Origin of the sequence: Nocardioides szechwanensis, from assembly GCF_900103935.1 — a bacterium.
GTDB lineage: Bacteria > Actinomycetota > Actinomycetes > Propionibacteriales > Nocardioidaceae > Nocardioides > Nocardioides szechwanensis.
In genome coordinates this window covers 1-22,398 of sequence record NZ_FNIC01000003.1, presented here as the reverse complement: position 1 = coordinate 22,398, position 22,398 = coordinate 1, and the positions used below count along the sequence as shown (strand labels likewise).

The 22,398-nt window shown below is 71.5% G+C and carries 22 protein-coding genes and 1 pseudogene; 11 read left to right on the top strand and 12 right to left on the bottom strand.

Going from position 1 to position 22,398, the window contains the following annotated elements:
- Positions 1 to 8: 8 nt before the first annotated feature.
- The 3 genes from BLR90_RS08640 (at position 9) to BLR90_RS08630 (ending at position 2,230) form a co-directional block, all read left to right on the top strand.
- Complete coding sequence (locus BLR90_RS08640; protein ID WP_143016162.1) at positions 9 to 356, top strand: hypothetical protein; 348 nt, start codon at positions 9 to 11, stop codon at positions 354 to 356.
- Between the two features lie 93 nt (positions 357 to 449).
- Positions 450 to 1,709 carry a D-inositol-3-phosphate glycosyltransferase gene (gene mshA, locus BLR90_RS08635; RefSeq protein WP_091024602.1) on the top strand — a complete coding sequence of 420 codons (1,260 nt, stop codon included), beginning with the start codon at positions 450 to 452 and terminating at the stop codon, positions 1,707 to 1,709.
- The gene (locus BLR90_RS08630) at positions 1,706 to 2,230 is read left to right on the top strand and encodes a type III secretion system chaperone family protein (protein WP_091024600.1); all 525 of its coding nucleotides are present in this window, start codon (positions 1,706 to 1,708) and stop codon (positions 2,228 to 2,230) included. Before mshA ends, BLR90_RS08630 begins: the two co-directional genes overlap by 4 nt.
- Here the strand turns inward: BLR90_RS08630 and BLR90_RS08625 are convergent.
- From BLR90_RS08625 to BLR90_RS08610, 4 genes are all read right to left on the bottom strand, one after another.
- Positions 2,195 to 2,548, bottom strand: coding sequence for a DUF1304 domain-containing protein (locus BLR90_RS08625; RefSeq protein ID WP_091024598.1), 354 nt, complete (start codon positions 2,546 to 2,548; stop codon positions 2,195 to 2,197). The genes BLR90_RS08630 and BLR90_RS08625 overlap by 36 nt on opposite strands.
- A 19-nt stretch (positions 2,549 to 2,567) precedes the next feature.
- The gene (locus BLR90_RS08620) at positions 2,568 to 3,506 is read right to left on the bottom strand and encodes a DMT family transporter (protein ID WP_091024596.1); all 939 of its coding nucleotides are present in this window, start codon (positions 3,504 to 3,506) and stop codon (positions 2,568 to 2,570) included.
- 76 nt (positions 3,507 to 3,582) lie between these two features.
- Entirely contained in the window at positions 3,583 to 4,260 is a 678-nt protein-coding gene (locus BLR90_RS08615) for a response regulator transcription factor (RefSeq protein ID WP_091024594.1), read from the bottom strand.
- The gene (locus BLR90_RS08610; RefSeq protein ID WP_091024592.1) at positions 4,257 to 5,414 is read right to left on the bottom strand and encodes a sensor histidine kinase; all 1,158 of its coding nucleotides are present in this window, start codon (positions 5,412 to 5,414) and stop codon (positions 4,257 to 4,259) included. The genes BLR90_RS08615 and BLR90_RS08610 overlap by 4 nt, the downstream gene beginning before the upstream one ends.
- Before the next feature lie 119 nt (positions 5,415 to 5,533).
- Here BLR90_RS08610 and phoU point away from each other — a divergent pair, with 119 nt between their 5' ends.
- Positions 5,534 to 6,193 carry a phosphate signaling complex protein PhoU gene (gene phoU / locus BLR90_RS08605; protein ID WP_091024591.1) on the top strand — a complete coding sequence of 220 codons (660 nt, stop codon included), beginning with the start codon at positions 5,534 to 5,536 and terminating at the stop codon, positions 6,191 to 6,193.
- A gap of 127 nt (positions 6,194 to 6,320) precedes the next feature.
- On the opposite strand, the gene BLR90_RS08600 is transcribed toward phoU, so the two are convergent.
- The 3 genes from BLR90_RS08600 to BLR90_RS08590 form a co-directional block, all read right to left on the bottom strand.
- The gene (locus BLR90_RS08600; RefSeq protein WP_091024589.1) at positions 6,321 to 7,064 is read right to left on the bottom strand and encodes a phosphoglyceromutase; all 744 of its coding nucleotides are present in this window, start codon (positions 7,062 to 7,064) and stop codon (positions 6,321 to 6,323) included.
- A 3-nt stretch (positions 7,065 to 7,067) separates the two neighbouring features.
- Positions 7,068 to 7,622: a hypothetical protein gene (locus BLR90_RS08595; protein ID WP_143016161.1), complete on the bottom strand. Its 555-nt coding sequence runs from the start codon at positions 7,620 to 7,622 to the stop codon at positions 7,068 to 7,070.
- Positions 7,623 to 7,696: 74 nt separating this feature from the next.
- Positions 7,697 to 8,593, bottom strand: coding sequence for a UbiA family prenyltransferase (locus BLR90_RS08590; protein ID WP_091024585.1), 897 nt, complete (start codon positions 8,591 to 8,593; stop codon positions 7,697 to 7,699).
- A 210-nt stretch (positions 8,594 to 8,803) separates the two neighbouring features.
- On the opposite strand from BLR90_RS08590, the gene BLR90_RS08585 reads away from it, so the two are divergent.
- Together BLR90_RS08585 and BLR90_RS08580 are read left to right on the top strand one after the other, a co-directional pair.
- Positions 8,804 to 9,289, top strand: coding sequence for a CarD family transcriptional regulator (locus BLR90_RS08585; protein WP_091024583.1), 486 nt, complete (start codon positions 8,804 to 8,806; stop codon positions 9,287 to 9,289).
- A gap of 67 nt (positions 9,290 to 9,356) precedes the next feature.
- Positions 9,357 to 9,929, top strand: a complete 573-nt coding sequence (locus tag BLR90_RS08580) for a 2-C-methyl-D-erythritol 4-phosphate cytidylyltransferase (RefSeq protein WP_091024580.1) — start codon at positions 9,357 to 9,359, stop codon at positions 9,927 to 9,929.
- On the opposite strand, the gene BLR90_RS08575 is transcribed toward BLR90_RS08580, so the two are convergent.
- Entirely contained in the window at positions 9,913 to 10,608 is a 696-nt protein-coding gene (locus tag BLR90_RS08575; RefSeq protein WP_091024579.1) for an IspD/TarI family cytidylyltransferase, read from the bottom strand. The genes BLR90_RS08580 and BLR90_RS08575 overlap by 17 nt on opposite strands.
- A 112-nt stretch (positions 10,609 to 10,720) precedes the next feature.
- Between BLR90_RS08575 and nirD the strand changes: the two genes are divergently transcribed.
- On the top strand, positions 10,721 to 11,083 hold the full coding sequence (gene nirD / locus BLR90_RS08570; protein ID WP_091024577.1) for a nitrite reductase small subunit NirD: 363 nt from the start codon (positions 10,721 to 10,723) through the stop codon (positions 11,081 to 11,083).
- Positions 11,084 to 11,096: 13 nt separating this feature from the next.
- Here the strand turns inward: nirD and BLR90_RS08565 are convergent, their stop codons facing one another.
- From BLR90_RS08565 to BLR90_RS08555, 3 genes are read right to left on the bottom strand one after another with little or no spacing between them, the layout of a single operon-like run.
- Complete coding sequence (locus BLR90_RS08565) at positions 11,097 to 13,001, bottom strand: hypothetical protein (RefSeq protein WP_091024575.1); 1,905 nt, start codon at positions 12,999 to 13,001, stop codon at positions 11,097 to 11,099.
- The gene (locus BLR90_RS08560; protein ID WP_091024573.1) at positions 12,998 to 15,847 is read right to left on the bottom strand and encodes an outer membrane protein assembly factor BamB family protein; all 2,850 of its coding nucleotides are present in this window, start codon (positions 15,845 to 15,847) and stop codon (positions 12,998 to 13,000) included. The genes BLR90_RS08565 and BLR90_RS08560 overlap by 4 nt, the downstream gene beginning before the upstream one ends.
- Before the next feature lie 8 nt (positions 15,848 to 15,855).
- Positions 15,856 to 18,693 carry a M4 family metallopeptidase gene (locus BLR90_RS08555; protein WP_091024571.1) on the bottom strand — a complete coding sequence of 946 codons (2,838 nt, stop codon included), beginning with the start codon at positions 18,691 to 18,693 and terminating at the stop codon, positions 15,856 to 15,858.
- 323 nt (positions 18,694 to 19,016) lie between these two features.
- Here BLR90_RS08555 and BLR90_RS08550 point away from each other — a divergent pair, with 323 nt between their 5' ends.
- Together BLR90_RS08550 and BLR90_RS21640 are read left to right on the top strand one after the other, a co-directional pair.
- Positions 19,017 to 20,144 carry a PrsW family glutamic-type intramembrane protease gene (locus tag BLR90_RS08550; protein ID WP_091024569.1) on the top strand — a complete coding sequence of 376 codons (1,128 nt, stop codon included), beginning with the start codon at positions 19,017 to 19,019 and terminating at the stop codon, positions 20,142 to 20,144.
- A complete protein-coding gene (locus tag BLR90_RS21640; protein ID WP_091024567.1) occupies positions 20,141 to 21,178 on the top strand; it encodes a hypothetical protein in 1,038 nt (345 codons plus the stop codon). The genes BLR90_RS08550 and BLR90_RS21640 overlap by 4 nt, the downstream gene beginning before the upstream one ends.
- A gap of 50 nt (positions 21,179 to 21,228) precedes the next feature.
- Here the strand turns inward: BLR90_RS21640 and BLR90_RS21440 are convergent.
- Positions 21,229 to 21,537: pseudogene (locus BLR90_RS21440) on the bottom strand (GntT/GntP/DsdX family permease); the annotation flags it as partial.
- A 7-nt stretch (positions 21,538 to 21,544) separates the two neighbouring features.
- Here BLR90_RS21440 and BLR90_RS21435 point away from each other — a divergent pair.
- Complete coding sequence (locus BLR90_RS21435; RefSeq protein WP_245715219.1) at positions 21,545 to 22,072, top strand: FadR/GntR family transcriptional regulator; 528 nt, start codon at positions 21,545 to 21,547, stop codon at positions 22,070 to 22,072.
- Between the two features lie 100 nt (positions 22,073 to 22,172).
- Positions 22,173 to 22,398: transposase (locus BLR90_RS20680; RefSeq protein ID WP_176943976.1), on the top strand; the 226-nt coding region annotated here is incomplete at its 3' end.

The window sequence follows — 22,398 nt, the reverse complement described above, 5'->3', positions numbered from 1 at the left end:
CTCGCCCCGTGCTCCTGACTCTCGTGCCCCGTCTCGCTGGGGTGCTCGGCGGGCTGCTCCTCGTGATCCGCCACCTGGGCGGGGTCGACCAGCTGCGCTGGCCCGGCCTGGTCCTGCTGACCGTCGCGCTGGCCGGGGGAGGCGCCGCACTGGTCAGCAGCAGCGCCGGTTGGCTCCGGGTGATCGTGGCCGTGGCGTTCCCGGCGCTGGTCTGGTCGGTGGTCGAGGTGCTCCACGACTCCGGCGGCGACTCCCTGGTGGACGCGCTCGTCGGCGCGGTCGTGGCGCTCGCCTGCGTGGTCGCCCTGGTGCGCCCGGGCCGCGCCCGACACCACGCCGGCTCGCACGCTGCCTAGACGTGGGGGACCGGCGGGAATCAGCGGGGCCGTGAGGTGGTTCGGTTGACGGGGAGCCCTGTTCCCGGGAACCGAAGAGACGTGAGGAGCGAGATGCAGCCGATCCGGCGCCTGGCCATGGTCAGCCTGCACACCTCGCCTCTGGACCAGCCCGGTACCGGCGACGCGGGCGGGATGAACGTCTACGTCATCGAGCTCGCGAAGCGGCTCGCCCAGCGGGGCATCGAGGTCGACATCTTCACCCGCGCCACCGACTCGACGCTGGCGCCGCTGGTCGAGGCCACCGACGGCGTGAGCGTGCGGCACATCCACGCCGGCCCGTTCGAGGGACTGACCAAGGAGGAGCTGCCCGGCCAGCTCTGCGTCTTCGCCCGCGAGGTCCTGCGTGCCGAGGCCGCCCAGCCGCTAGGCCACTACGACGCCGTGCACTCCCACTACTGGCTCTCCGGCCAGGTCGGTGCGCTCGCGCGCGACCGCTGGGGCGTCCCCCTGGTGCACTCGATGCACACGATGGCGAAGGTCAAGAACGACGCTCTCGCGGCCGGCGACAAGCCCGAGCCGGTCGCCCGGATCATCGGCGAGGAGCAGGTCGTCGAGGCCGCCGACATGCTGATCGCCAACACCGACCTCGAGGCCAAGCAGCTGATCAACCTGTACGACGCCGAGCCCGGCCGGGTCGAGGTGGTCCACCCCGGTGTCGACCTGTCCGTCTTCCGGCCGGTCGACCGCGCGGTGGCCCGTGCCGAGCTGGGCCTGCCCCTGGACGCACACGTGCTCCTCTTCGCGGGCCGGATCCAGCCGCTCAAGGCGCCCGACGTGCTGCTGCGCGCGGTCGACGTCCTGCTGCGGCGCGACCCCTCGCTGCGCTCGCGGCTGGTCGTCCCGATCGTCGGAGGCCCGTCCGGGAGCGGTCTCGACCGGCCCGAGTCGCTGGCCGCCCTGGCCCACGAGCTCGGCATCGCCGACGTGGTGCGCTTCGTCCCGCCGGTCTCCCAGGCCACGCTCGCCCGCTGGTACGCCGCGGCCACGCTGGTCGCCGTCCCGTCCTACAACGAGTCGTTCGGGCTGGTCGCCGCCGAGGCGCAGGCGACCGCCACGCCCGTGGTCGCCGCCGCGGTGGGCGGTCTGACCACCATCGTGCGCGACGGCCACAGCGGCTTCCTCGTCGACGGGCACCAGCCCGAGGCCTGGGCGCACACGCTCGGGCGGGTCATCGCCGACCCCGCCCTGCTCACCCGGCTCCAGTCCGGGGCCCTCGAGCAGGCCCGGCAGTTCTCGTGGGAGGCGACCGCCGCGCAGACGCTGGCCGTCTACCAGCGCGCGCGCAGCCTCATGCGAGAGTCGGTGGCGTGACCGCCTCGCCTGCTGACGTCGTACGCCACTACCTGGGCGACAACGACGTGGAGTTCACCGAGCCCTCCGAGGGCGTCTTCTCGCTCTCCCTGCCCGGTGAGAAGAAGCTCCAGACCGCGGTGCGTCTCGACGTCGGACCGCACGCCCTCGGCATCCACGCGTTCGTGTGCCGCAGGCCCGACGAGAACTTCGAGCGGGTCTACCGCTGGCTGCTCGAGCGCAACCTGAAGATGTACGCCGTGGCGTTCGCCGTCGACCGGCTCGGCGACATCTACCTCGACGCGCGGCTGCCGCTCTCGGCGGTGTCGCCCGCCGAGCTCGACCGGCTGCTCGGCTCGGTGCTGTCCTACGCGGACGAGTCGTTCAACCAGATCCTGGAGCTCGGCTTCGCCACCTCGATCCGCAAGGAGTGGGAGTGGCGCAAGCTGCGCGGCGAGCCCACCCACAACCTCGACGCGTTCCGCGGGTGGCTCGAGGCGGAGGACTCAGCCCGCGACGAGGACGGCGCCGAGCGCGAGTAGCGCCGGCACCGCCTGCACGAACAGGATCCGGCTGCTGACCGTCGCCGCGCCGTAGACACCGGCGACGACGACGCAGGCGAGGAAGAACACCTTCACGTCGGTCTGCTCGCTGACCAGGCCCCAGACCAGGCCGGCGACCAGGAAGCCGTTGTAGAGCCCCTGGTTGGCGGCGAGGACCTTGGTCGTCTCGGCGAGCTCCGCGGAGTTGCCGAACGTCTTGCGACCCAGCGGCTTGGTCCAGAGGAACATCTCGAGCACCAGGAACCACAGGTGCAGCGCGGCCACGAGACCGACCAGGATGTTGGCGACGACGTCCATCCCGGCAGCATGGCACCCCTCAGGCCGGAGCGGGAGCCTCCACGGCGCGCGTGCGTGGTTTGCGTCGGGCCACGGCCACCCCGACCAGGGCCAGGGCGCCGCCGACGTAGGCCAGGCCGGGCGGCACCTCGTCGAGGAATACCAGGCCCATCACGATCGTGATCGGCGGCACGAGATAGGTGGTGATGCCCAGGCTGCTCGCGGTCATGTGCTGCAGCGCGTAGGCGTAGGTGGTGAACGCGATCGCGGTCGGGAAGATCCCGAGGTAGAGCACCCAGAGCAGCGACGAGGTCGGTGCGTCGGCGGCCTCGCTCACCAGCGCCGGCGCGAACGGCAGGCAGACCACGGCCCCGATCGTGCATGCCAGCCAGGTGACGTGGAGGGCGGAGAGCCGCGCCACGAGCGGCTTCTGCAGGACCAGGCTCACCGAGTAGACGATGGCCGAGACCAGGCACAGCCCGACGCCGAGCAGGTCGCGGTCACCCCCGGGGGAGGTGCTGAGGCCGATGACTGCGACGCCGCCGAACGCCAGCGCGAGACCGAGGCCGAGGTAGACGGTGAAGCGCTCCGAGAGGAACACCGCCGCCAGCAGGGCGATCAGCACCGGCGAGACCTGGATCAGCATCGCGGCGGTGCCGGCGTCGACGCGCTGCTCGCCCTCGTTGAGCGCCACGTTGTAGACGCCGAACCACAGCACCCCGATCGTCACCAGCGAGACCCACTCGCGACCGCTGGGGCGGGGGAACCCGCGGCTGAGCGCGAACGCCCCCAGCGCCAGTGCCCCCACCAGCAGCCGCCCGAGGGACAGCGGGCCGGCGGAGAAGTCGTGGCCGAGGTGGCGGATCGCGACGAACGCCGAGGCCCACAGCACCAGCGTGGTCGCGACCGCGGCGACCGGCAGCCACGACGCCGTAGGCGTGGCCGGCGCAGTCGGCGGGGGCGTCGTCGTACTCGTCACGCGCTGAGCCTAGGGGCGCGCACCGACACCCGACACGCGGGATTCGGACGTCGATGCGCGAGATGCGGACAGTCGCCTACAAGTCGAGCTTGTAGCCCAGTCCGCGCACGGTCACGAGGTACTTCGGCTCGCTGGGCTCGGGCTCGAGCTTGGCGCGCAGCCGCTTCACGTGGACGTCGAGGGTCTTGGTGTCGCCGACGTAGTCGGAGCCCCAGACGCGGTCGATGAGCTGGCCGCGGGTGAGCACCCGGCCGGGGTTGCGCAGGAACATCTCGAGCAGCTCGAACTCCTTGAGCGGCAGCCGCTGCTCGGTGCCGTCGACGGTCACGACGTGGCGCTCGACGTCCATGCGGACCGGGCCGGCCTCGAGGGTGTCGGGCGCCAGGTCCGGGTCGAGGCCGCGACGCAGTACGGCGCGGATGCGGGCGACCAGCTCACGCGGCGAGTAGGGCTTGGTGACGTAGTCGTCGGCGCCGAGCTCGAGCCCGACCACCTTGTCGACCTCGTCGTCCTTGGCGCTGACCATGATCACCGGGACGTTGGACGTCTGGCGGATGGTGCGGCACACCTCGGTCCCGGGGATGCCCGGCAGCATCAGGTCCAGCAGCACGATGTCGGCGCCGTTGCGGTCGAACTCGGTCAGCGCCGCGTGTCCGTCGGCGGCGATGGCCACCTCGAAGCCCTCCTTGCGGAGCATGTAGGCGAGCGCGTCGCTGTAGCTCTCTTCGTCCTCGACGACGAGTACACGCGTCACTGGCTCTCCTCCTGGTAGGTCCTGCCGGCGATGCCGTTGAATGAATGGTGGGGCAGCGTGAGGGTGAACGTCGAGCCTTGGCCCTCCGCCGACCACACCCGGATGTCCCCGCCGTGCGTGGCGGCGACGTGCTTGACGATCGAGAGACCCAGGCCGGTGCCGCCGGTCGAGCGGTGGCGGGCGGGGTCGACGCGGTAGAAGCGCTCGAAGATCCGGTCGATCTCCCGGTTGGGGATGCCGATGCCCTGGTCGACGACCGAGATCTCCACGACGCCGTCGGTCTGCTTGGTCGCGACCAGGACCGTCGAGTCGGGCTCGGAGTAGGCGACGGCGTTGGCCACGAGGTTGGCGACCGCGGCGGTGATCTGTTCGTCGCTGCCCAGCACCTGCAGCCCGCGGGTGCCGCTGCTGACGATCGAGATCCTCTTGGAGGCCGCGTCGATCGCGCTGGTGTCGATCGCGACCTCGATCACGTGGTCGAGCGGGACCGGCGCGGGGGAGTCGGGCGGGTCGTCGCCCTGGAGCCGGGATAGCTCGATGACCTGCTGCACCAGGCGCGACAGCCGGTCGCTCTCGGTGAGCATCCGGTTGGCGAAGCGCTTGACCGCTTCCGGGTCGTCCGCGGCCTCGTGCACCGCCTCGGACAGCAGCCGGATCGCGCCCACCGGGGTCTTGAGCTCGTGACTGACGTTGGCCACGAAGTCGCGACGTACGGCCTCGACGCGGCGCTCGCGGGTCCGGTCCTCGACCAGTGCCAGCACCAGCCGGGAGCCGAGCGGCGCCACCCGGGCGGTCACGTGGCGCGCCGGGCCGACCGCGCGCACCATCACCAGCTCGGTCTCGCGGATCTGGCCGTCGCGGCGAACCTGGCTGACCAGGTCGGCCAGCTCGCGGGAGACCAGCTGCGTGCCGCGGACCAGCCCGAAGGCGTACGCCGGCGCGGAGGCCTTGAGCACGACGTCGGCGTCGTCGACCACGACCGCGCTGCTGCGCAGGACGGAGAGCACGGCAGCGACCCCCGGCGGTACGACCGGCTCGTCGGTCTCGGGGAGGTCGTGCTGCTGCCGGTCGCTGATGGCCCAGGCGAGCACGGCGCCGCCGGCGACGACCGCACCCATGAGCGCGGCGAGAAACGCCTGCGTCGTCGGGTCCACACTTGAAGCGTACGGCCGAGTTCATCGCGATTTCGCCAGCCGGACCCCGCCTTCCGAGTGTTCACCGCTCGTTCACGGATCGACCCCCACTGGTCACCTCGCCCTCTTAGGCTCTCCACATGCGTGAGCACTTCCATGAACAGCTCGACAGCGTCTTCGCCGACCTCGCCGAGATCTGCCACCAGGTGGAGAAGGCGGTGACCCTGGCCACCGAGGCCCTGATGACCGGGGACGCCGCCATCGCCGAGCAGGTCATCAGCGGTGACATCGAGATCGACCGGGCCCGCGAGCGCGTGGAGGAGACGGCGTTCTCGCTGCTCTCCCTCCAGCAGCCCGTGGCCGGGGACCTGCGTACCGTCGTCTCGGCGCTGCGGATGGTCTCCGAGCTCGAGCGGATGGGCGACCTCTCGGTCCACGTCGCCAAGATCGCCCGGCTCCGGGTGCCCCAGGTCGCCGTACCCGTCGAGATCCAGCCGACCATCGCCCGGATGGCCGAGGTCGCCGAGGACATGGTGCGCCGGGTCGCCCAGATCATCCTCGGCCGCGACGTCGAGGCGGCCATCTCCCTCGGCCGCGACGACGAGGTCATGGACCAGCTGCGCCGCAAGAGCTTCACCCAGCTGCTCTCGGAGGACTGGCCGCACGGCGTCGAAGCCGCGGTCGACATCGCCCTGCTCGGTCGCTACTACGAGCGGATCGCCGACCACGCCGTCTCCGTCGCCAACCGCGTCGTCTTCGTTGTCACCGGCCACAACCCCAGCGCCGTACGTGCTGAGTGACCACCCACCCGCTGACCCTCTGCGCGGGATAGTCCCCAACATCAGAGCGACTGAGAGGGCTCTTAGTGGCTCTGATGTTAGGGACTATCCCGACGGAGCGGTCAATCGGGGGTGCGTTGCGTGAAGGTCAGCGACCCTGGTTGGCCACGGCGGCGGCAGCGGCGGCCGCGGCCTCGGGGTCGAGGTAGGTGCCGCCGACCTTGAGCGGGGCGAACGAGTCGTCGAGCTCGTAGACCAGGGGCATCCCGGTGGGGATGTTGAGGCCGGCGATGTCGGCGTCACTGATGTCGTCGAGGTGCTTGACGATGCCGCGCAGGCTGTTGCCGTGGGCGGCCACCAGGACCGTCTTGCCGGCGGTGAGGTCGGTGGTGATGTCGGACTCCCAGTAGGGGAGCATCCGCTCGATGACGTCCTTGAGGCACTCGGTGCGGGGCATCTCGTCACCGAGGTCGGCGTACTGAGGAAGGCCGGCCTGCGACCACTCGTCGTCGTCGGCGATCGGGGGCGGAGGCGTGTCGAAGCTGCGGCGCCAGAGCATGAACTGCTCCTCGCCGTACTCCTCCAGCGTCTCCTTCTTGTTCTTGCCCTGCAGCGCGCCGTAGTGACGCTCGTTGAGGCGCCAGGAGCGCTTCACCGGGATCCAGTGGCGGTCGGCCGCGTCGAGGGAGAGGTAGGCGGTGTTGATCGCGCGCCGCTGGAGCGAGGTGTGTACGACGTCGGGCAGGACGCCGGCCTCGCGCATCAGCTGGCCTCCGCGCACGGCCTCGGCGCGGCCCTTCTCGGTCAGCGCGACGTCGACCCAGCCGGTGAAGAGGTTCTTGGCGTTCCACTCGCTCTCGCCGTGGCGGAGCAGGATCAGGGTGTGGCTCACGGCTCAGTGACCGCCTTCGTCGTGGGACTCGCAGGAGTAGGCCTCGGCCTCGGTCTCCCCGGACTCGCCCGTCTCGCTCTCGACGGGCGGCGCCTGCTCGACGTCGGCGTAGATGTCGCAGGCCTTGACGACGGGTACGTCGAGCGTCACCTGGTCGCCGTTGGAGAACGTCATCGTCAGCGGCACGACCTCACCGGCCACGTAGTCGCCGTCGACCCGGATGCCCTCGCCCAGGTCGGCGACCGCCAGCGCGCGTCCGGAGGCGATCTCGGTCGGCTCGATGCTGCTGACGCTCAGCGTGGCCTCGGCGCCCGCGATCTCGGTGAGCTCCGTGGGCCCGTCGGAGTTGTTGACCAGGCGCGCACTGAGCGTGCCCGTCCCGGGCTGCTCGGCGATGATCACCGCCGCCAGCACGTCGACCGCCTTGTCGCGGTTGGTGGCGCCGTGCTGAGTGGTGTTGACCCGGTCGGTGGCCAGGTTGAAGCCACAGGAGCTGAGGGCGGGGGTGGCGAGCAGAAGAGCTCCCACGGCGAGCACGAGAGTGCGGCGATGATGCATCGTCAGGGCCTTCGGGATCGATCGGGCGCCGGGGCGGCGATGAGCACGGTCAGCCTAGCGCCCGCGCCGGGCCCCTACTGGGCCAGGCCGGAGTAGGTGGCGGCGAAGACGATGAGGAGCAGGACGACCGCCGTGTAGACCCCGGAGAGGATCAGCAGCCGGGTCGCGCCGAGGCGTAGCCCCAGCTTGAGCGGGAGGTAGGTCCACCCGTCCTCGTTGTCGGGCACCAGGCCCCACAGTGCGCGCAGGAAGTGCACGCCGACGCCCAGCGCCGCGAAGAGCGCGGTCATGAGGATCCGGGGCGGGTCGCCCTCGAACTCGCCGCCCCAGCCGCCGTACGACAAGAAGGCGGGGATCAGCCCGTAGGACAACGCCCAGGGCAGCCAGGAGAAGAAGCCCTTGCGGAGCACGACGTTGCCCAGCAGACCCACGACCAGTGAGAGCAGGTAGGCACTGCCGGCGGTCACGCCCGACGTGATCGAGAGGGGTACGACGAGCAGCACCGCGCAGGTCAGCGCGAACCACGCCGTACCGGGGTCGAGGCGCTCGTCGGCCAGGGGCTTGCCGGGGGTCTCGTGACGGGCGTCGCGGCGCCGGTCGACGAGGTCGTTGTGCCAGCCGAGGATCACCTGGCCGACCAGGACGGTCGCGAAGACGACGGCCACCTCACGCGTGGGGCGCCCGGACACGGCCGCGGCGGCACCCACGAAGAGCCCGGTCAGCAGCGCCTGCCGCGGGTGCGCGGCCTGGAGCAGCAGCACGGGCGCGCGGTCCCGCAGCCTCAGTCGGCCCGCGGCTCGCCGCTGCGGCTCGGGACTCGGGCTCACCGGGGGCGACAGGGCATCGGAGTCCAACGTGGCCTCGGTCAGGGTGTCCCCGTCGAGGGGACCCTGGTCCGCGGTGCCGTCGGCCGTCTTGGCCGTCGCCTCACCGGTGGAGCCGCGTCGCTTCCAGCGCTGCGTCTTCACCATCCGAGCAGTATCGACCACGCGGCGCCCGGGGAAGCCCATTCGAACCGGATAGTCGCCAGATCGGGGCCGTCCGGCCGGAAGTGGGACCAGGGTCCACCACATGAACCCGGAATCTGTCAAGCCTGGATAGGGCCTCTGACCTGCACAAACGCGGGAAGAGCCGCTTCGGGGACGTGTTAGAATGGTCACCTAGGAAGGGGTTCATTACATATGACTTTCACCGTCGGCGAAACGGTCGTTTACCCAAATCACGGGGCTGCCATCATCGAGGACATCGAGATGCGGACCATCAAGGGGGAGGACCGGGAGTACCTCGTCCTTCGGATCGTCGCCCAGCAGGATCTCGTCGTGCGCGTCCCCGCGTGCAACCTGGACCTCGTCGGAGTCCGCGACGTCGTCGACAAGGAAGGCCTCGAGCGCGTGTTCGACGTCCTCCGTGCCGCCCACGTCGAGGAGCCGACCAACTGGTCGCGTCGTTACAAGGCCAACCTGGAGAAGCTGCACAGCGGCGACGTCATGAAGGTCGCCGAGGTCGTGCGTGACCTGTGGCGCCGCGAGCGTGACCGTGGCCTCTCCGCTGGTGAGAAGCGGATGCTGGCGAAGGCTCGCCAGATCCTCGTCTCCGAGCTGGCCCTGGCCGAGCACACCAACGAGGACAAGGCCGAGGCGATCCTCGACGAGGTCCTCGCCTCCTGATCGACCGTTCGTACGACGAAGGCCCCCGGCGCTGCGCCGGGGGCCTTCGTCGTAGGTTGGGCGGACCATGACGACCACGCCGTACGACGACGACGACGAGCTGCTGGCGCTCGGCGTCGTGCTCGAGGAGGAGCGCGGGTCGCTGCCCTTCGCGCTGCTCCACGGCGAGGCGCTGGTGACCTGTGCCGCGTGGGCGCTGGGCGACTCCGGCGTGACGCCGGTCGACCTCGGCACGGAGTGGGCCGGACTCGTCGACGGCGGCGAGCCGTTCGTCGTCCACGACAGCCTGTGCCCGATGACGCCCGCGACCTTCATCGCTGCCTGCCTGATGCGCTCGGTCGCCACCGGTGCCGTGGTCGTGGCGGTCCGCCCGGTCACCGACACCGTCAAGGCCGTGGCCGACGGCTTCGTCGGCGAGACCGTCGACCGGGAAGGCCTGTGGTCGGTCTGCTCGCCGATCGTGCTGCCCGCGGCCGTCGTCGCCGCCCTCGACGGGCTGCCGAGCCTCGACTTCGTCGAGCTCGCCCGGGCGCTGGCGGCGCGGTTCCCGGTGGAGTACGTCGAGGCCCCGCCCGAGGGCCGCCGGGTCGCCGACCTGGCCGACGTCGAGCTGCTGGCTGCGCTCACTGCTCCTGCGTGACCGCCTGGGAGACCGCGTCGGCGAGCGCGACGTCCTCGGGGAACGTGATCTTGAGGTTGTGCGACGTGCCGGCGACGGCGGCGACCCGCGCGCTGCCGTAGCGCGCCACGCAGCCGGCCGTGTCGGTGCCCTCGAACCCGTCGCCCGCCGCCTGCTCGTAGGCCGCCAGCAGCTCGCCCGCGCGGAACGCCTGCGGTGTCTGCACCCCGGCCAGCCGCCCGGGCGGGAGCGGCCCGCCGTCACGGCGGACCAGGCCCGCGAGCGGCGCGACCGGGATCGCACCCCCGTGGGCGCGGGCGGCGTCGATCACCGCGGTGAAGAGGGCCGTCCCCGCGAGCGGTCGGGCCGCGTCGTGGATCGCGACGACGTCGACGTCACCGGCGCGGATGTCGGCCGCCAGCATCTGCAGGGCCGCCCACTCCGAGGCGTGCCGGGTGTCGCCACCGACGACCAGGGCGACCTCGTGGTCACCCACGTACGGCGCGAGCGCCGCCGCGACCTCGTCCTGCTCGCCGTCGCGGACCACCAGCACCACCCGCCGTACGTCGGGCAGTGCGAGCGCGTCGCGCAGCGACCAGGCCAGCACGGGACGGTCGCCGAGCGGCAGCAGGACCTTGTTGATGGCCGCGCCGACGCGGGTCCCGGAACCGGCGGCGAGGACGACGACAGCGGTGGGCACGGGCGGAGTCTACGAAGCGCGGCCGCAGGCATTCGTTTTCACGGCTGTTACACGGCGAAACAGCGCCCACACACACGCGACCTAGGTTCCAGAGCACGGAAAGGAGGTCGCGATGACACCTCGCTCCCCATACGCAGAGGAGTGGCAGCCGGTCTGCCAGGTGGCCGAGCTCGAGGTCGAGCGCGGTGTGACCGCGCTGGTCCACGGCCAGGCGATCGCGATCTTCCGGACGCAGGACGACCACGTCTACGCCCTCGGCAACCACGACCCGTTCGCCAAGGCGTCGGTGATCGCACGCGGGATCGTGGGCACCCGGGGCGACGTACCGTTCGTGGCCTCACCCGCCCACAAGCACGCCTTCGACCTGCGCAGCGGCAAGTGCCTCGACGACGCCCACGTCTCCGTTCCGGCCTACGACGTCAAGGTGGTCGAGGGCGTCGTGCTCGTCGGGCACCGCAAGGTCGACGCGGCCTGAGCGCGGCCCGGCGTCACCGGCGGTCGGGGCGGCGCACGGTCCGGGCCGGGTCGAACGGCGGAGGCGGCTCGTCGGACGGTTCGTCCTCGACCAGCTCGTCGGCGCGGGGGACCAGCTGGCGCCCGAGCATCCAGGCCGCGACGGGGATGCCGATGTAGAAGAACGCCGCGGCCGCGTCGGAGTCAGTGCTCGAGCCGTGGGAGGTGACGTTCCAGTGCAGGATCGTGACCGAGAACAGCAGGTAGCCGACGAACAGGAGCACGCGGGAGTCCTGCGGCAGGCGCCGGGAGCTGGCCGCGGCGAAGGTGGAGTCGCTGGCGACGACGTAGGCGATGCCGAAGACCGTGACGAGTACGGCGGGCAGGCCGAGGATGGCGCCGAGCCAGACGAGGTAGTCGCCGCGGCTCATCACCAGCCAGGCGAAGACGGTGACGGCTGCGACCGACACCAGCCCGGGCCCCTCCCAGCGCCGCCACCACACGAGCAGCAGGACCAGCAGCACCAGGGTGATCGTCACGTCGAAGAGCTGCTCGCTGAAGCCCCACGGCACCGCGAGCAGGTTGAGCACCAGCGCCGGCAGGCTCCACGCGCCGACCACGACGAGGCCCGAGCCGAGCTCGGAGCCCTTGGTCGACCGGTGCCGGCGCAGCAGCCAGATCCCGGCCACGATCGCCAGGACCGCCGTGCTGACCGTGCCGTAGTCGACGAACCAGTCGCTCGAGGTCCAGTCGGTGAAGGGCGGCGTCTTCTCGGTGTGGAAGATCGTCAGGGCCGCGATGGTCGCGCAGGTGGCCGCCACCGACACCATGAAGGTCAGCCCCAGCGCCACGCTGCTGCCGTAGATCAGCCGCTCGCGGGCCGCGGCGAACTCGGTGGTCGTCGCGAACCGCGTGACCGCCCAGACCAGCAGTGCCAGCAGCACCAGCGAGACCACGGTGCGGATGGTCGTCGGCGCCCGGTCCACGACGTAGTCGGTCCAGAAGCCCCACTTGGAGACCAGCACGAACCACAGCTTGGCCAGGATCAGCGCGAGCACCAGCCACCGGACCACCCGCACGCTGAGCTCGCCCAGCCCGGTGGCCAGGCTGGTGGACACGTCGAGCCCGAAGCGCACCACGGCGACCGCGGCGGCGTAGACGAGGGGGAGCAGGAACGCGTCGATCTGGTCGATGGCCCCACCGACCAGCGACTGGACCGTGCTGTCGAAGCCCTGGTCGACGTAGGCCACGTGGATCCACAGGCTGGTCAGGAAGAACGCCGCCATCGCCGCCAGCGTCACGAGCCGCAGGACGTGCACCGCCCAGCGGTTGACGCGAGGCAGCCAGTGCAGCGCGACGGACAACGTGAGCGCGCCGAGGATCGTGTAGTAGCCGACCTTCACGGCGAGCGGCCCGTGGTCGAGGATCCACGACCCCGAGGTGTTGATCGACGTCGGCGCGAGGAAGACGGTGCCGGTCAGCCCGAACATCAGGCCGACGAAGACCTTCACCAGCGGCGAGGCGGACAGCGCCCCCCAGACCAGCAGCGCCCAGGCGAGGGTCAGCGTCACCAGGGTCACCGGCATCAGCCCGCGGGGGACGAAGGTCGGGGTGAGCTCGAAGTAGAGGTGCAGCAGCTCGCCGCGGCGCCAGACGTCGCTGAAGAGCACCGACACCAGCAGTACGCCGACCGCGACCAGCCCGGCCTTGGCGAGCTGGCGCTGCGTCCCGGTCATGCCGTCCAGGCGCAGGTGCCCGTCGCGGATGGGGTCGCGCAGCGTGGTCTCCCACAACGGGCGGACCACGACCCGGGTCCGGCCGGCGATCGCCGAGCGCCGCGACGCGGTGGGCGCCGGCACGACGTACGGAGGGGGCGGGAGCGGGAGCGGGAGCGGTGGCGGGGCCGGGGGAGGCGGCGGCGGGACGGGACGGTCGGTCATGAGGCCGGCTCCATCACCAGGAGGGCGCCGAAGTCGGTGCCGTTGGGCACGAGCACGGTCCCGGCGGGGCCCAGGCCCAGCACGGGGACGCTGAGGAACGGCGTGGTGGCCGGCTCGTACGCCGCCAGGAACCGTCCCGTGCGGAGGTCGTGCACGCTCAGGCGCAGGTCGCGCGAGAAGAGGTCCTCGGTGCGTCCCAGCTCCATGAGGTAGACCCGTCCGTCGAGGATGACCGCCGAGCCGCCGGGGGTGCTCGTGGACGGCACGCTCCAGAGCTCGGTGCCGTCGCGGGCGTCGAAGGCCCGGGCCAGGCCGGCGCCGTCGACGTCGACGACCACACCGTCGGCCGCGGCGGGACCGCCGCCGAACAGCTGCTCGGGCACTGGCACCGACCACAGCTGCCGGCCGTCGCCGGCGTCGTACGCCGCCAGCTCGGAGGCCCCGCTCTGGCGCAGCACGCCGGCGTAGACCACGCCGTCGTCGTACGTCGGGAAGCCCGGCAGCAGCGCACTCGGGTCGCTCCACACGGTGGCGCCCGTGGCCGCGTCGAAGCGGGTGAGTCCGGCGGCGCCGTAGACGACGTCACCGCCGGGCAGCACCACCGGGCCGGTCGGCGCGATCGCACCGGTCAGCGGCTTGTTCCACAGCGGGGTGCCGTCGAGGGCGACCGCGCTGAGCCCGACCTGGTACTGCGGGAGGAAGACCGCGTCCTCGCCGATCGCGGGGCGGACGCCTGGCGACGACGCGACCGCCGGGAAGGTCCAGAGCGGGTCGCCGCCCCCGACCGGGTAGGCGACGTACTCCTCGTCGAGCTGGGCCACGACGAGGCCCTGCCCGACCGCCGGCGACGGCTGGAACTGGGTGCTGCTGTGGATCTTCTCGGGGTCGGACCCGCCGACCGTGCCCCGGTAGAGCGTGGAGTCGAGGCCCGAGACGTAGAGGTTCTCGCCGTCGACAGCGGGCACGCCGGACGGGGAGGTGCCGAGCGCGACGACGTCCTCGACCCGTAGGTAGACGCCGCGGGTCCTCCCGGCAGCGGAGAGCGGGTAGGCGTAGAGCGCCGCGGTGTTCTCCGTGGCGCTCACCGCGGCCCCGAACACCAGGGCGTCGCCGACGACGGCCGGCTCGATGTCGCTGTCGACCTTGGCGTCGTCGGCCACCAGGGGAAGGCGCCACCGGTCGGTGACGGATCCCGACGCCAGGTCGCGGACCACCACGCCGCCGGTCGAGGCGACGGCCACCACCTGGTCGCCGACGATGACCGGCGCGCTGCGCAGGTCGTCCTCGGTCGTGCTCCACAGCAGGTCGCCGTCGGCGGTGTCGAAGGCCTCCACGCGGCGGGCGTCCTGCACCACCACGAGCACGCCGTCGGACGCGGCGAAGGCCTCGCCCGGGTAGTCCCGCGGCTGCGCCTGCCAGGCCACCTCGCCGTCGTCGGCGTCGAAGGCGTAGATGGTCCCGCCGTCGTCGGCCACCACCACCACGCCGTCGGTGACCGTCGGGCCGACGGCCAGCGCGTCCTCGAGCCCCACCGACCAGACGTCCTCACCGTCCTCCGTGTACGCCGTGAGCGCCCCGGTGCGGTCGGCGACGTACCACCGGTCGTCGGCGCGGGCGGGCGCGGAGCGCACGGGGCCGGTGCGGTCATCGGTCCACCGGGTCTCACCGTCGGCCAGGTCCAGCGCCGTCACTCTCCCGTCGTCGGTCGGCACGAGCAGCGACGAGCCGAGCGCCGTCGGAGCCGCGGAGACGACGTCGTCGAAGTGGTGCAGCCACCGGGTCACGCCCGTCGTGGTGTCGACGGCGACGAGGTTCTTGGCGGAGTCGGACAGCAGGGCCAGGTCGCCCACGATCACCGGCGGTGCCACGATCGGGCCCGGGAGGGCCAGCCGCCAGCGTACGGCCCCGGTGCTCACCTCGGTGGCGGAGACGTCGCCGACGATGTCGCCCACGACCATCACCTCGCCGTCGGAGGCCGGGCCGAACGAGAGCCGCTGGTCCCGGGCGTCGCTCCACGCCAGCTCGGAGGAGATCTCGCCGTCGGGCACGGTGTTGGTGCGCTCGGGGGTCAGACCCACCGTCGTCCCCAGAGGTACGTCGGTCGGCTCGGCGAGGTCGTCGGCGGGCGCGGCCCGCCAGTGGGTGTCGACGCCGTGGAACTCGATCAGCTCCTCGGTGACGTCGGTGCCCTGCGCCTCGATGACCGAGCGGCTCCGCACGGGACCGAAGCCGGGGCAGGTCCACTCCTCGTTGACCTCGTGGTCGCCCTGCGTGCCGTCATCGAACACGAGGTCGAACTCATTGACGTAGTGGGCGCAGTCGGCGAAGGTGCGCCCGGCCACCTCGACGTCGCCGATGTCCTCGAGGGTCACCTCGAAGGAGATCGTGGTGCTGCCGGCGAGCAGGCCCTCGTAGCTCCAGGACGCGCCCTCCTCGACCGGCAGCCGGTAGGCCGGCGCGGGTGGCTCCAGCTTCTGGTCGGTGACCCCGGTGCGCAGGGAGTACTGAAGGATCGAGTCGCCGCGGTAGCCCAGGTAGCTCACCGAGGACTGCGCGCCCGTGCCCGGGTAGTCGCTGTAGTCGCTCGAGACCTGGACCGCCTCGACCAGCCCGTTCTCGTCGATCAGCCCCGAGTCACCGAGCACCTGCCGGGTGCGCGTGCCCGAGGGCTGGTCGTGGTCGGACACGGCGTAGACCCACGTGGTGCCGACCTCGAGCGGGTGCAGGCGGACCAGGTCGGGGAACTCCTCCTCCGGTTCGGACACGACGTACGCCCCGGCCAGGGCGAGCGGCACGACGACCAGGGCCGGGACCCAGGACGCCAGGTAGCGCCAGCGGGAGCTCATGCCCGGTGCTAGAGACCCGAGGGAAGCGTGGCGGTGAAGATGTCGTTGCTGCCGTAGACCGCGTCCTGCCAGACCAGGCGGCCCTCGGACAACGCCGGGTAGCCCTGCTGCCCAGTCTCCTCCAACAGGTTGTAGGTCGTGCCGGTCTCGAAGGAGTACAGGTAGAGGTCGGTGTCGGGCCAGGAGCTGCCCTCGGCCACCTTGTCCGGCAGGGGTCCGACCGCCTCCGGCCAGATCGCGTAGCCGTCGTTCATGGCCGCCCCGAAGGGCGCGGCGTTCGCAGAGAGCTGCGTGGCCCCGGAGCCGTCGAACAGCGTCGCGGCGTAGCTGTTGTCGGTGACCAGCACGCGACCGCCGTTGGTCGCCACCGCGGTCACCTGCGCGTCCACCGTGCCGAGGAGCGTCGCCTCCGAGCCCGGCGTCCACGTCCACACCTCGCCGTCGAAGTTGCCGAAGACGACCTGTCCCGCGTCCGTGGCCAGCGCCGTCACCGGCACCCCGCCGGGCACCGGGGTGCTTACGGCGGTGCCGGTGGGGTCGACGAAGACCACCTCGGCGTCCGTCGCCCAGGCCGCGCCCAGCGGCGACCCGGCCGTCCCGGCCCCGCGCGTCGCGTCCGTGGTCTCGGCGAGGTCGGTGCTGGTGCCGTCGGCCGCGTAGAACGTCACGGTCCGCTCGTTCACGACCAGCATGCCGTCCCCGGCGAAGGCCATGTCGGAGGCGTCCGCCGCCGTGCCCAGCGGGGCCGCCTCGCCGCCCACGTCGGCGGCCATCGGCGTGCCGACCAGGAAGAAGGCCTCCGCCTGACCCGGCTCGATCCAGGCGATGCGGTCGCCCGAGACGATGGGGGAGAACTCGCCGCTCGAGGTGGTGGCCACGCGCTGTCCCAGCACCGGGCCCAGGTCGACGCAGCCCTCGCACAGCAGGTTGAGGTCGAAGACCTCGCGGACGACGCGGAGGACCTCCGGGTCCGCCCCCGAGTCCCGGGTGACCTGCTCGATCGCCGAGCGCGCGTCGAGGAAGCCCGACGTCGGGCTGAGCTGCGTGGTCAGCGTGTAGTAGATGATCCGGTCGAAGGCCGTGGCGAGCTCGGACTCGTTGCCCGGGACGCCGTCGATCAGGACGAGCCGCTTGCGGATCGACCACAGCGCGTTGTTCCAGATGGCCGAGTTGAGGTGCACGCCTGCGTTGTCCTGGGGGTCCAGGCCGTTGATGTAGGACGCGTAGTCAGGCTGGAGCAGCCGCAGGTAGTCGGCGTACGTCGCGCCGTTGGGCAGGAACCGCGCCGAGACCGAGCCGTCGGGGTTCTGGTGACAGGTCCTCGTCTCCGGGGTGATGCCGACGCAGCGGTGCTCGGAGTAGGCGTCGCTGTCGTCTCCCGTGTAGCGGTTTCCGATCACGTTGCCGAGGTAGTCGGCGAAGCTCTCGTTCATCGCCCCGGACTCGCCGGAGTAGATCAGGTTGGCGGTGCTGTCGATCACCCCGTGCGTGATCTCGTGGCCCGCGGTGTCGATGGAGAAGCCGGCCGCCGCCTGTGGCTGGCCGTCGACGGTGCAGGTGTTGCCGTAGGTCATCTGGGCGATGGCCGAGGAGAAGAAGGCGTTGCAGAAGTCCGGCGGGCCGAAGTTGACCGAGCTGCGCAGCGTGGCACCGGCGCCGTCCCACGACCGCCGGCCGAGGCCGGCGTAGAAGTCGTAGACGAAGCGGGCGTAGGCGTGGGCGGCGATGGCGTCCTCGTCGGCCACCTGGGTGCCGTCGGCGATGACCGGCTGGCCGGGCAGGTCGCCCTCGCCGGCCCCGCTCGCGTCGAACGTCTCGATGCCCCCCTCCCCGGTCGTGGGGTCGTACGTCGGCACCGTGGTGTCGACGAGCTCGACCCCGTTGGGGGTCTGCCTGCCGACCGCGGTCAGCGGTCCGGTCAGGGGGTTGGTGCCGTGGACCTCCACGGCGTCGCCCTCGGCGTTGGTCGGCGCGGTGCGTACCGGGGTGATCCGCATCCCGGCCGGCGCCCCGGCCAGGCGGGCCAGCTCAGCGTGTCCCGACGCCGGCAGGACCGACACGACGCTGCCGGTCGTTGCGTCGATCAGGTAGATGGCGTCGGCCAGACCGCTGCCCTCGGGGCCGGACGCGATGCCGAGTGCGGTCGCCTTCCAGACGAGGGTGCCGCCTGCGTCGGGCACGATCGCCAGCGTCGTCGTCCCGGCGACGCTCCCGCCGGACTGGCGACGTACGACGCGTTCCGCGCGCGCCTTGGAGACGCGCGGCTCGGTGGTCACGCTGAGGTCGGGAAAGACCCGGCCCCGCACCGCGTTGAGACGGGATCCGGTGGTGTCCGTGGTGAAGGACAGCACCAGCTGCGCATCCAGCACGTCCACGCCGTCGATCGCCTGCTGGGCGCGCACCGAGGACAGGTCGGTCCCGGGCAGCGTCTCCTCCTCGCCGAGGGTGAGCTCCGCGGAGCCGATGCCGAACAGCTGCTGCCCGTGCGACCCGAAGAAGCCGGTGACGACCTCGGGCAGGTCGGCGCCGTCCTGGGGGGCGTACCGGCCACCCGAGAGGTCGGTGAGGTAGCCCGTGACGTCGTCCTGGCGGGCGGTCCAGCCCGAGCCGGTCTCACCGCGCAGCTCGTCCATGGCGGACTGGAGGTCGGCCAGCCGTCCCTGGGCGTCGTCCGGGTTGCCCCGCGTCCACGTCTCCGAGGCGGTGAGGCTGGACGCGCCGGCGTCATCGCCGCCGACGGCAGCGGGCTCGTCGCAGGCCGACATCGTGGTGGCGAGCACCACCAGCGCGACGGGCAGGAGGAGGCGGGAGGCTCGGCGGTGGGAGCCGCGCTCGGTGGTCGACATGGCCGTCCTTCGGGTGCACGAGAGTGCGTGCAATGTAGGTGACCGAGAGTCCGCCCTAGCCCGGATTGCGGGTAAAGGGCCCGGCGATCGCCGCGTGGTCTATACCGGGGTCGGCAATTGGATCGTGTTACCCCGCGTAGCGGGCGAACCGCTGTCATCATGCCTGCGAGTGGACGCCCTGAGCGTCCCGACTCTGTCTCTACCGGGAGGTAGCCGTCGTGTCGTGCCCCACCTGTCAGTCCGAGAACCCGGACGTTGCGGCGTTCTGTCACCGCTGCGGGACCTCGCAACGCGCCTCGTCCCGCAGCACCCGGACCTATGCGGTGCAGTCCTCCGAGGGCGTCAACCAGTTCGCGGTGATCTCCACGATCATGCCGCACAGCAACCGGGAGACGGCCGACAACTACCGCTGGGCGATGATCATCAGCGCCGTGCTGATCATCGGCGCGACGGCCCTGGGCCTGCTGCCGATCGCGATCGCCGCAGCCGCGTTCCTGGTGCCGATCTCCTACCTCGTCTACATCTACGACGTGAACCTCTGGGAGGACGCGCCCGCCCCCGTGGTGGCCGGCCTCTTCCTGGTGACCGGCGTCCTCTCGGTCCTGGTCTCGCTGTTCTTCTTCGACTGGGTCTTCGCCGACCAGTTCCGTGAGTTCGCGGCGTCGTCGCGGATGGGCATGGACTCGTTCCCGCTCGTCCCGCTGCTGATCTTCGCGGTGCTGCTGCCGGTGGTGGCGGAGCTGGTGAAGAACCTGCCCGGAGTCCTGCTGGCGCGGATGCCCCAGTTCGACGACATGATCGACGGGCTCACCTTCGGCGTCGCCGCCGGCACGGCGTACGCCGCCTTCGAGACGATCGTCCTCTACCGGTCGGTCTTCACCAGTGGCGACATCCGCACCGACCAGGGCCTGGCCACCTGGGTCGTCGTGATCATCAACCTGATGGTCATCAAGTCCCTGATCTACGGCACGGCGAGCGGGATCGCGGTCGCGGCCTTCTCCGGCAAGGGCGAGGGCTACGACGGGTTCACCGGCTACTACGTCAAGAACCTCGGCTTCGCGATGGTCATGAACGTCCTGTACTGGGTGGGTGTGCGGCTCGCGGCGAACCTGCCCTACGGCCAGCTGATCGGGCTCCTGTGGGGCTTCGTGATCCTCGTGGTCCTGGTCATCCGGATCCGCGTGATGATGCAGGCGGCGCTGCTCGAGGCGGCCGTCGAGGCGGCGGCCAAGTCCGACCCGTCGAAGCGCGAGACGTTCGTCGAGAGCTTCTGCCCCGAGTGCGAGAACATGCTGCTCGCCGGCTCCCACTTCTGCATCGTGTGCGGCACGTCGGTCCGGTCGTCGTCGCACCAGGCCCGTCGCGGCATGGGATCGCCCGGCGACGCCCCGGTCGGGGTGGCGGACCCCGGCTCCGATACCGGCACCGGCACGACGGGGGGTGCTCCGTGACCGAGCCCCAGCAGCCTCAGCAGCCGACCTCCCCGGAGACCCAGATGGCGCCCCAGCAGCCGGTGCCCCAGCCGGGCCAGCCGGTCCAGCCGGTCCAGCCGGGTTACGCCGCGCCCCAGCAGCCCTACCCGCCGCAGTACGCCGCACCGCAGCAGCCCTACCCGCCGCAGCAGGGCTATGCCGCTGCGCCGGTCCAGCCGGGCTACCCGCCGCAGTTCCCGGGCCTGCCGCCCGGCTCCGCGGTGCCGACCCCTCCGGGCGGCTCGAACTTCAGCTCCGGCAAGGGCAAGACCATCGGGCTCATCGTGGCCGGCGTGGTCGCGGTGGGTGCACTCGGTGGCATCGGTGCGCTGGTCTTCGGAGGCGGGGACGACGAGGACAAGCCCTCCGCCGGCAGTGACCAGAACTCCGGGATCCTCGACCCCAAGCCGGTCGGTTCCGCCTCGCCGGCGCCGACCGAGCCCGCCGAGCCGACCGACCCCGCCGAGCCGACGGAGCCGGCCGAGCCGACCCCGACGCCCGAGCCCGAGCCCGAGCCCGAGCCGCCCGTGGACCCGCCCGCCGGTGGTGGCGGTCTCGTCACCCTGCCCGGCAACGGTCTCCAGGTCTACGTGCCTCCCGGCTGGGAGGCCGGCGATCCCGGACAGTTCGCGGTCCAGATGATCGACGGCGAGGGCGCCTACGCGTTCGTCCTCACCGGCCAGGGCGACCCCTCGCTGGAGTCCGGTTCGCTGATCCAGCAGAACCTCGACGCGATGCTGCCGCCCTCGTCGTACACCTATGAGCTGAGCAACCCACAGCCCGCGAACCCGTCCGGTTCGATCGTGTCCGTGGCCTCGGTGGACTACGACGGCACCTACGTCGACTCGCAGAGCTCGCTGCCGGTGACCGGTCGCATCTTCGGCGCCGTCCGCTCGGACGGGGCCGGGATGCTGATCCTGATCGAGCACGGGTCGATCGAGGACTACAACGCCTCCGGCGAGGCCTTCAACGCGCTGCTCAACGAGACGTTCGCTCTCTTCGGGGGCTCGTAGTCGGGCTCGCTCTCCGCTTGTCACGTGCCCCTCGGACCGTGGCCCGGCTGCTAGATCACGATGTTGAGGAGCAGGACGAAGATCAGGCCGGTGACGGACAGGATCGTCTCCATGGCCGACCACGTCTTGATGGTCTGACCGACGGAGATCCCGAAGTACTCCTTCACCAGCCAGAAGCCGGCGTCGTTGACGTGGGAGAAGAAGACCGAGCCGGCGCCGACGGCGAGGACGACGAGTGACGTCTCGCCCTGGCTGAGGCCCTCGGCGAGGCCGACGACCAGTGCGGAGGCGGTGATCGTCGCGACCGTGGCCGAGCCGGTGGCCAGGCGGATCAGTACGGCGAGCACCCAGGTGACGATGGGTCTGGTGGCGTCACGCCGTCGGGTCGGGGTGACCGTGCAGCCGCGCGCCGACTGGCACGTCTTCGACCCGCTGCTGATCCGCTGGCGCCTCGACAGCTCGGAGCGCAGCGCGCAGCTGCTCTCGCTGTCCGAGCTCCGGCGCGGCTTCGAGCCGGTCGCGGCGAGCCTGGCCGCCGAGCGCGCGACCGCGGAGCAGTGCGCCGCCCTCGCCTCCGCCGCCAGCGACCTGGTGGTCCATGGGCGCTCCGGCGACCTGGAGGCCTACCTCGAGGCGGACGTCGTGTTCCACCGCACGCTGCTGGCCGCGTCCGGCAACGAGATGCTGCGCTCGTTGGCGGGGGTCGTCTCCGAGATCCTGGCCGGCCGCACCCACCACGGCCTGATGCCCAGCAGCCCCAACCCCCAGGCGATCGCGCTGCACGACGCCGTCGCCCGCACCGTGCGCGACCGTGATCCCGCCGCGGCCGAGGCCGCCATGCGGGAGATCATCGACGAGGCGGCCGCAGCGATGCGCGCGGAACTCGACGGCTAGGGCGTGTCTCCTAAAGACAGCGGGGTCGGTCCGGGATTGTTGACTCATGTCGCGTTCTGCTGTGCTGACTGACGCTCAATGGGCTCGGGTCGAGCCTCTGATGCCCTCCTCTGACGGGCAGCGGGGACGGCCGTTCCGCGATCACCGGCAGGTGATCGAAGGCATCGTCTACCGGCTCCGGACCGGGGTGGCGTGGCGGGACCTGCCGGAGTCCTTCGGGCCGTGGCAGACGATCTGGAAGCGTCACAAGCGGTTCAGCACGGACGGAACCTGGGACAAGATCCACGCTCGTCTGGTCGCTGAAGCCGACGCTGCTGGCGCCGTGG

Bases quoted from the DNA above. Each gene is read 5' to 3' on its own strand.
- mshA (WP_091024602.1), top strand. From the start codon at position 450: ATGCAGCCGATCCGGCGCCTGGCCATGGTCAGCCTGCACACCTCGCCT.
- BLR90_RS08625 (WP_091024598.1), bottom strand. From the start codon at position 2,548: ATGGACGTCGTCGCCAACATCCTGGTCGGTCTCGTGGCCGCGCTGCAC.
- phoU (WP_091024591.1), top strand. From the start codon at position 5,534: ATGCGTGAGCACTTCCATGAACAGCTCGACAGCGTCTTCGCCGACCTC.
- BLR90_RS08595 (WP_143016161.1), bottom strand. From the start codon at position 7,622: ATGCATCATCGCCGCACTCTCGTGCTCGCCGTGGGAGCTCTTCTGCTC.
- BLR90_RS08590 (WP_091024585.1), bottom strand. From the start codon at position 8,593: ATGGTGAAGACGCAGCGCTGGAAGCGACGCGGCTCCACCGGTGAGGCG.
- BLR90_RS08585 (WP_091024583.1), top strand. From the start codon at position 8,804: ATGACTTTCACCGTCGGCGAAACGGTCGTTTACCCAAATCACGGGGCT.
- BLR90_RS08580 (WP_091024580.1), top strand. From the start codon at position 9,357: ATGACGACCACGCCGTACGACGACGACGACGAGCTGCTGGCGCTCGGC.
- nirD (WP_091024577.1), top strand. From the start codon at position 10,721: ATGACACCTCGCTCCCCATACGCAGAGGAGTGGCAGCCGGTCTGCCAG.
- BLR90_RS08565 (WP_091024575.1), bottom strand. From the start codon at position 13,001: ATGACCGACCGTCCCGTCCCGCCGCCGCCTCCCCCGGCCCCGCCACCG.
- BLR90_RS08560 (WP_091024573.1), bottom strand. From the start codon at position 15,847: ATGAGCTCCCGCTGGCGCTACCTGGCGTCCTGGGTCCCGGCCCTGGTC.
- BLR90_RS08555 (WP_091024571.1), bottom strand. From the start codon at position 18,693: ATGTCGACCACCGAGCGCGGCTCCCACCGCCGAGCCTCCCGCCTCCTC.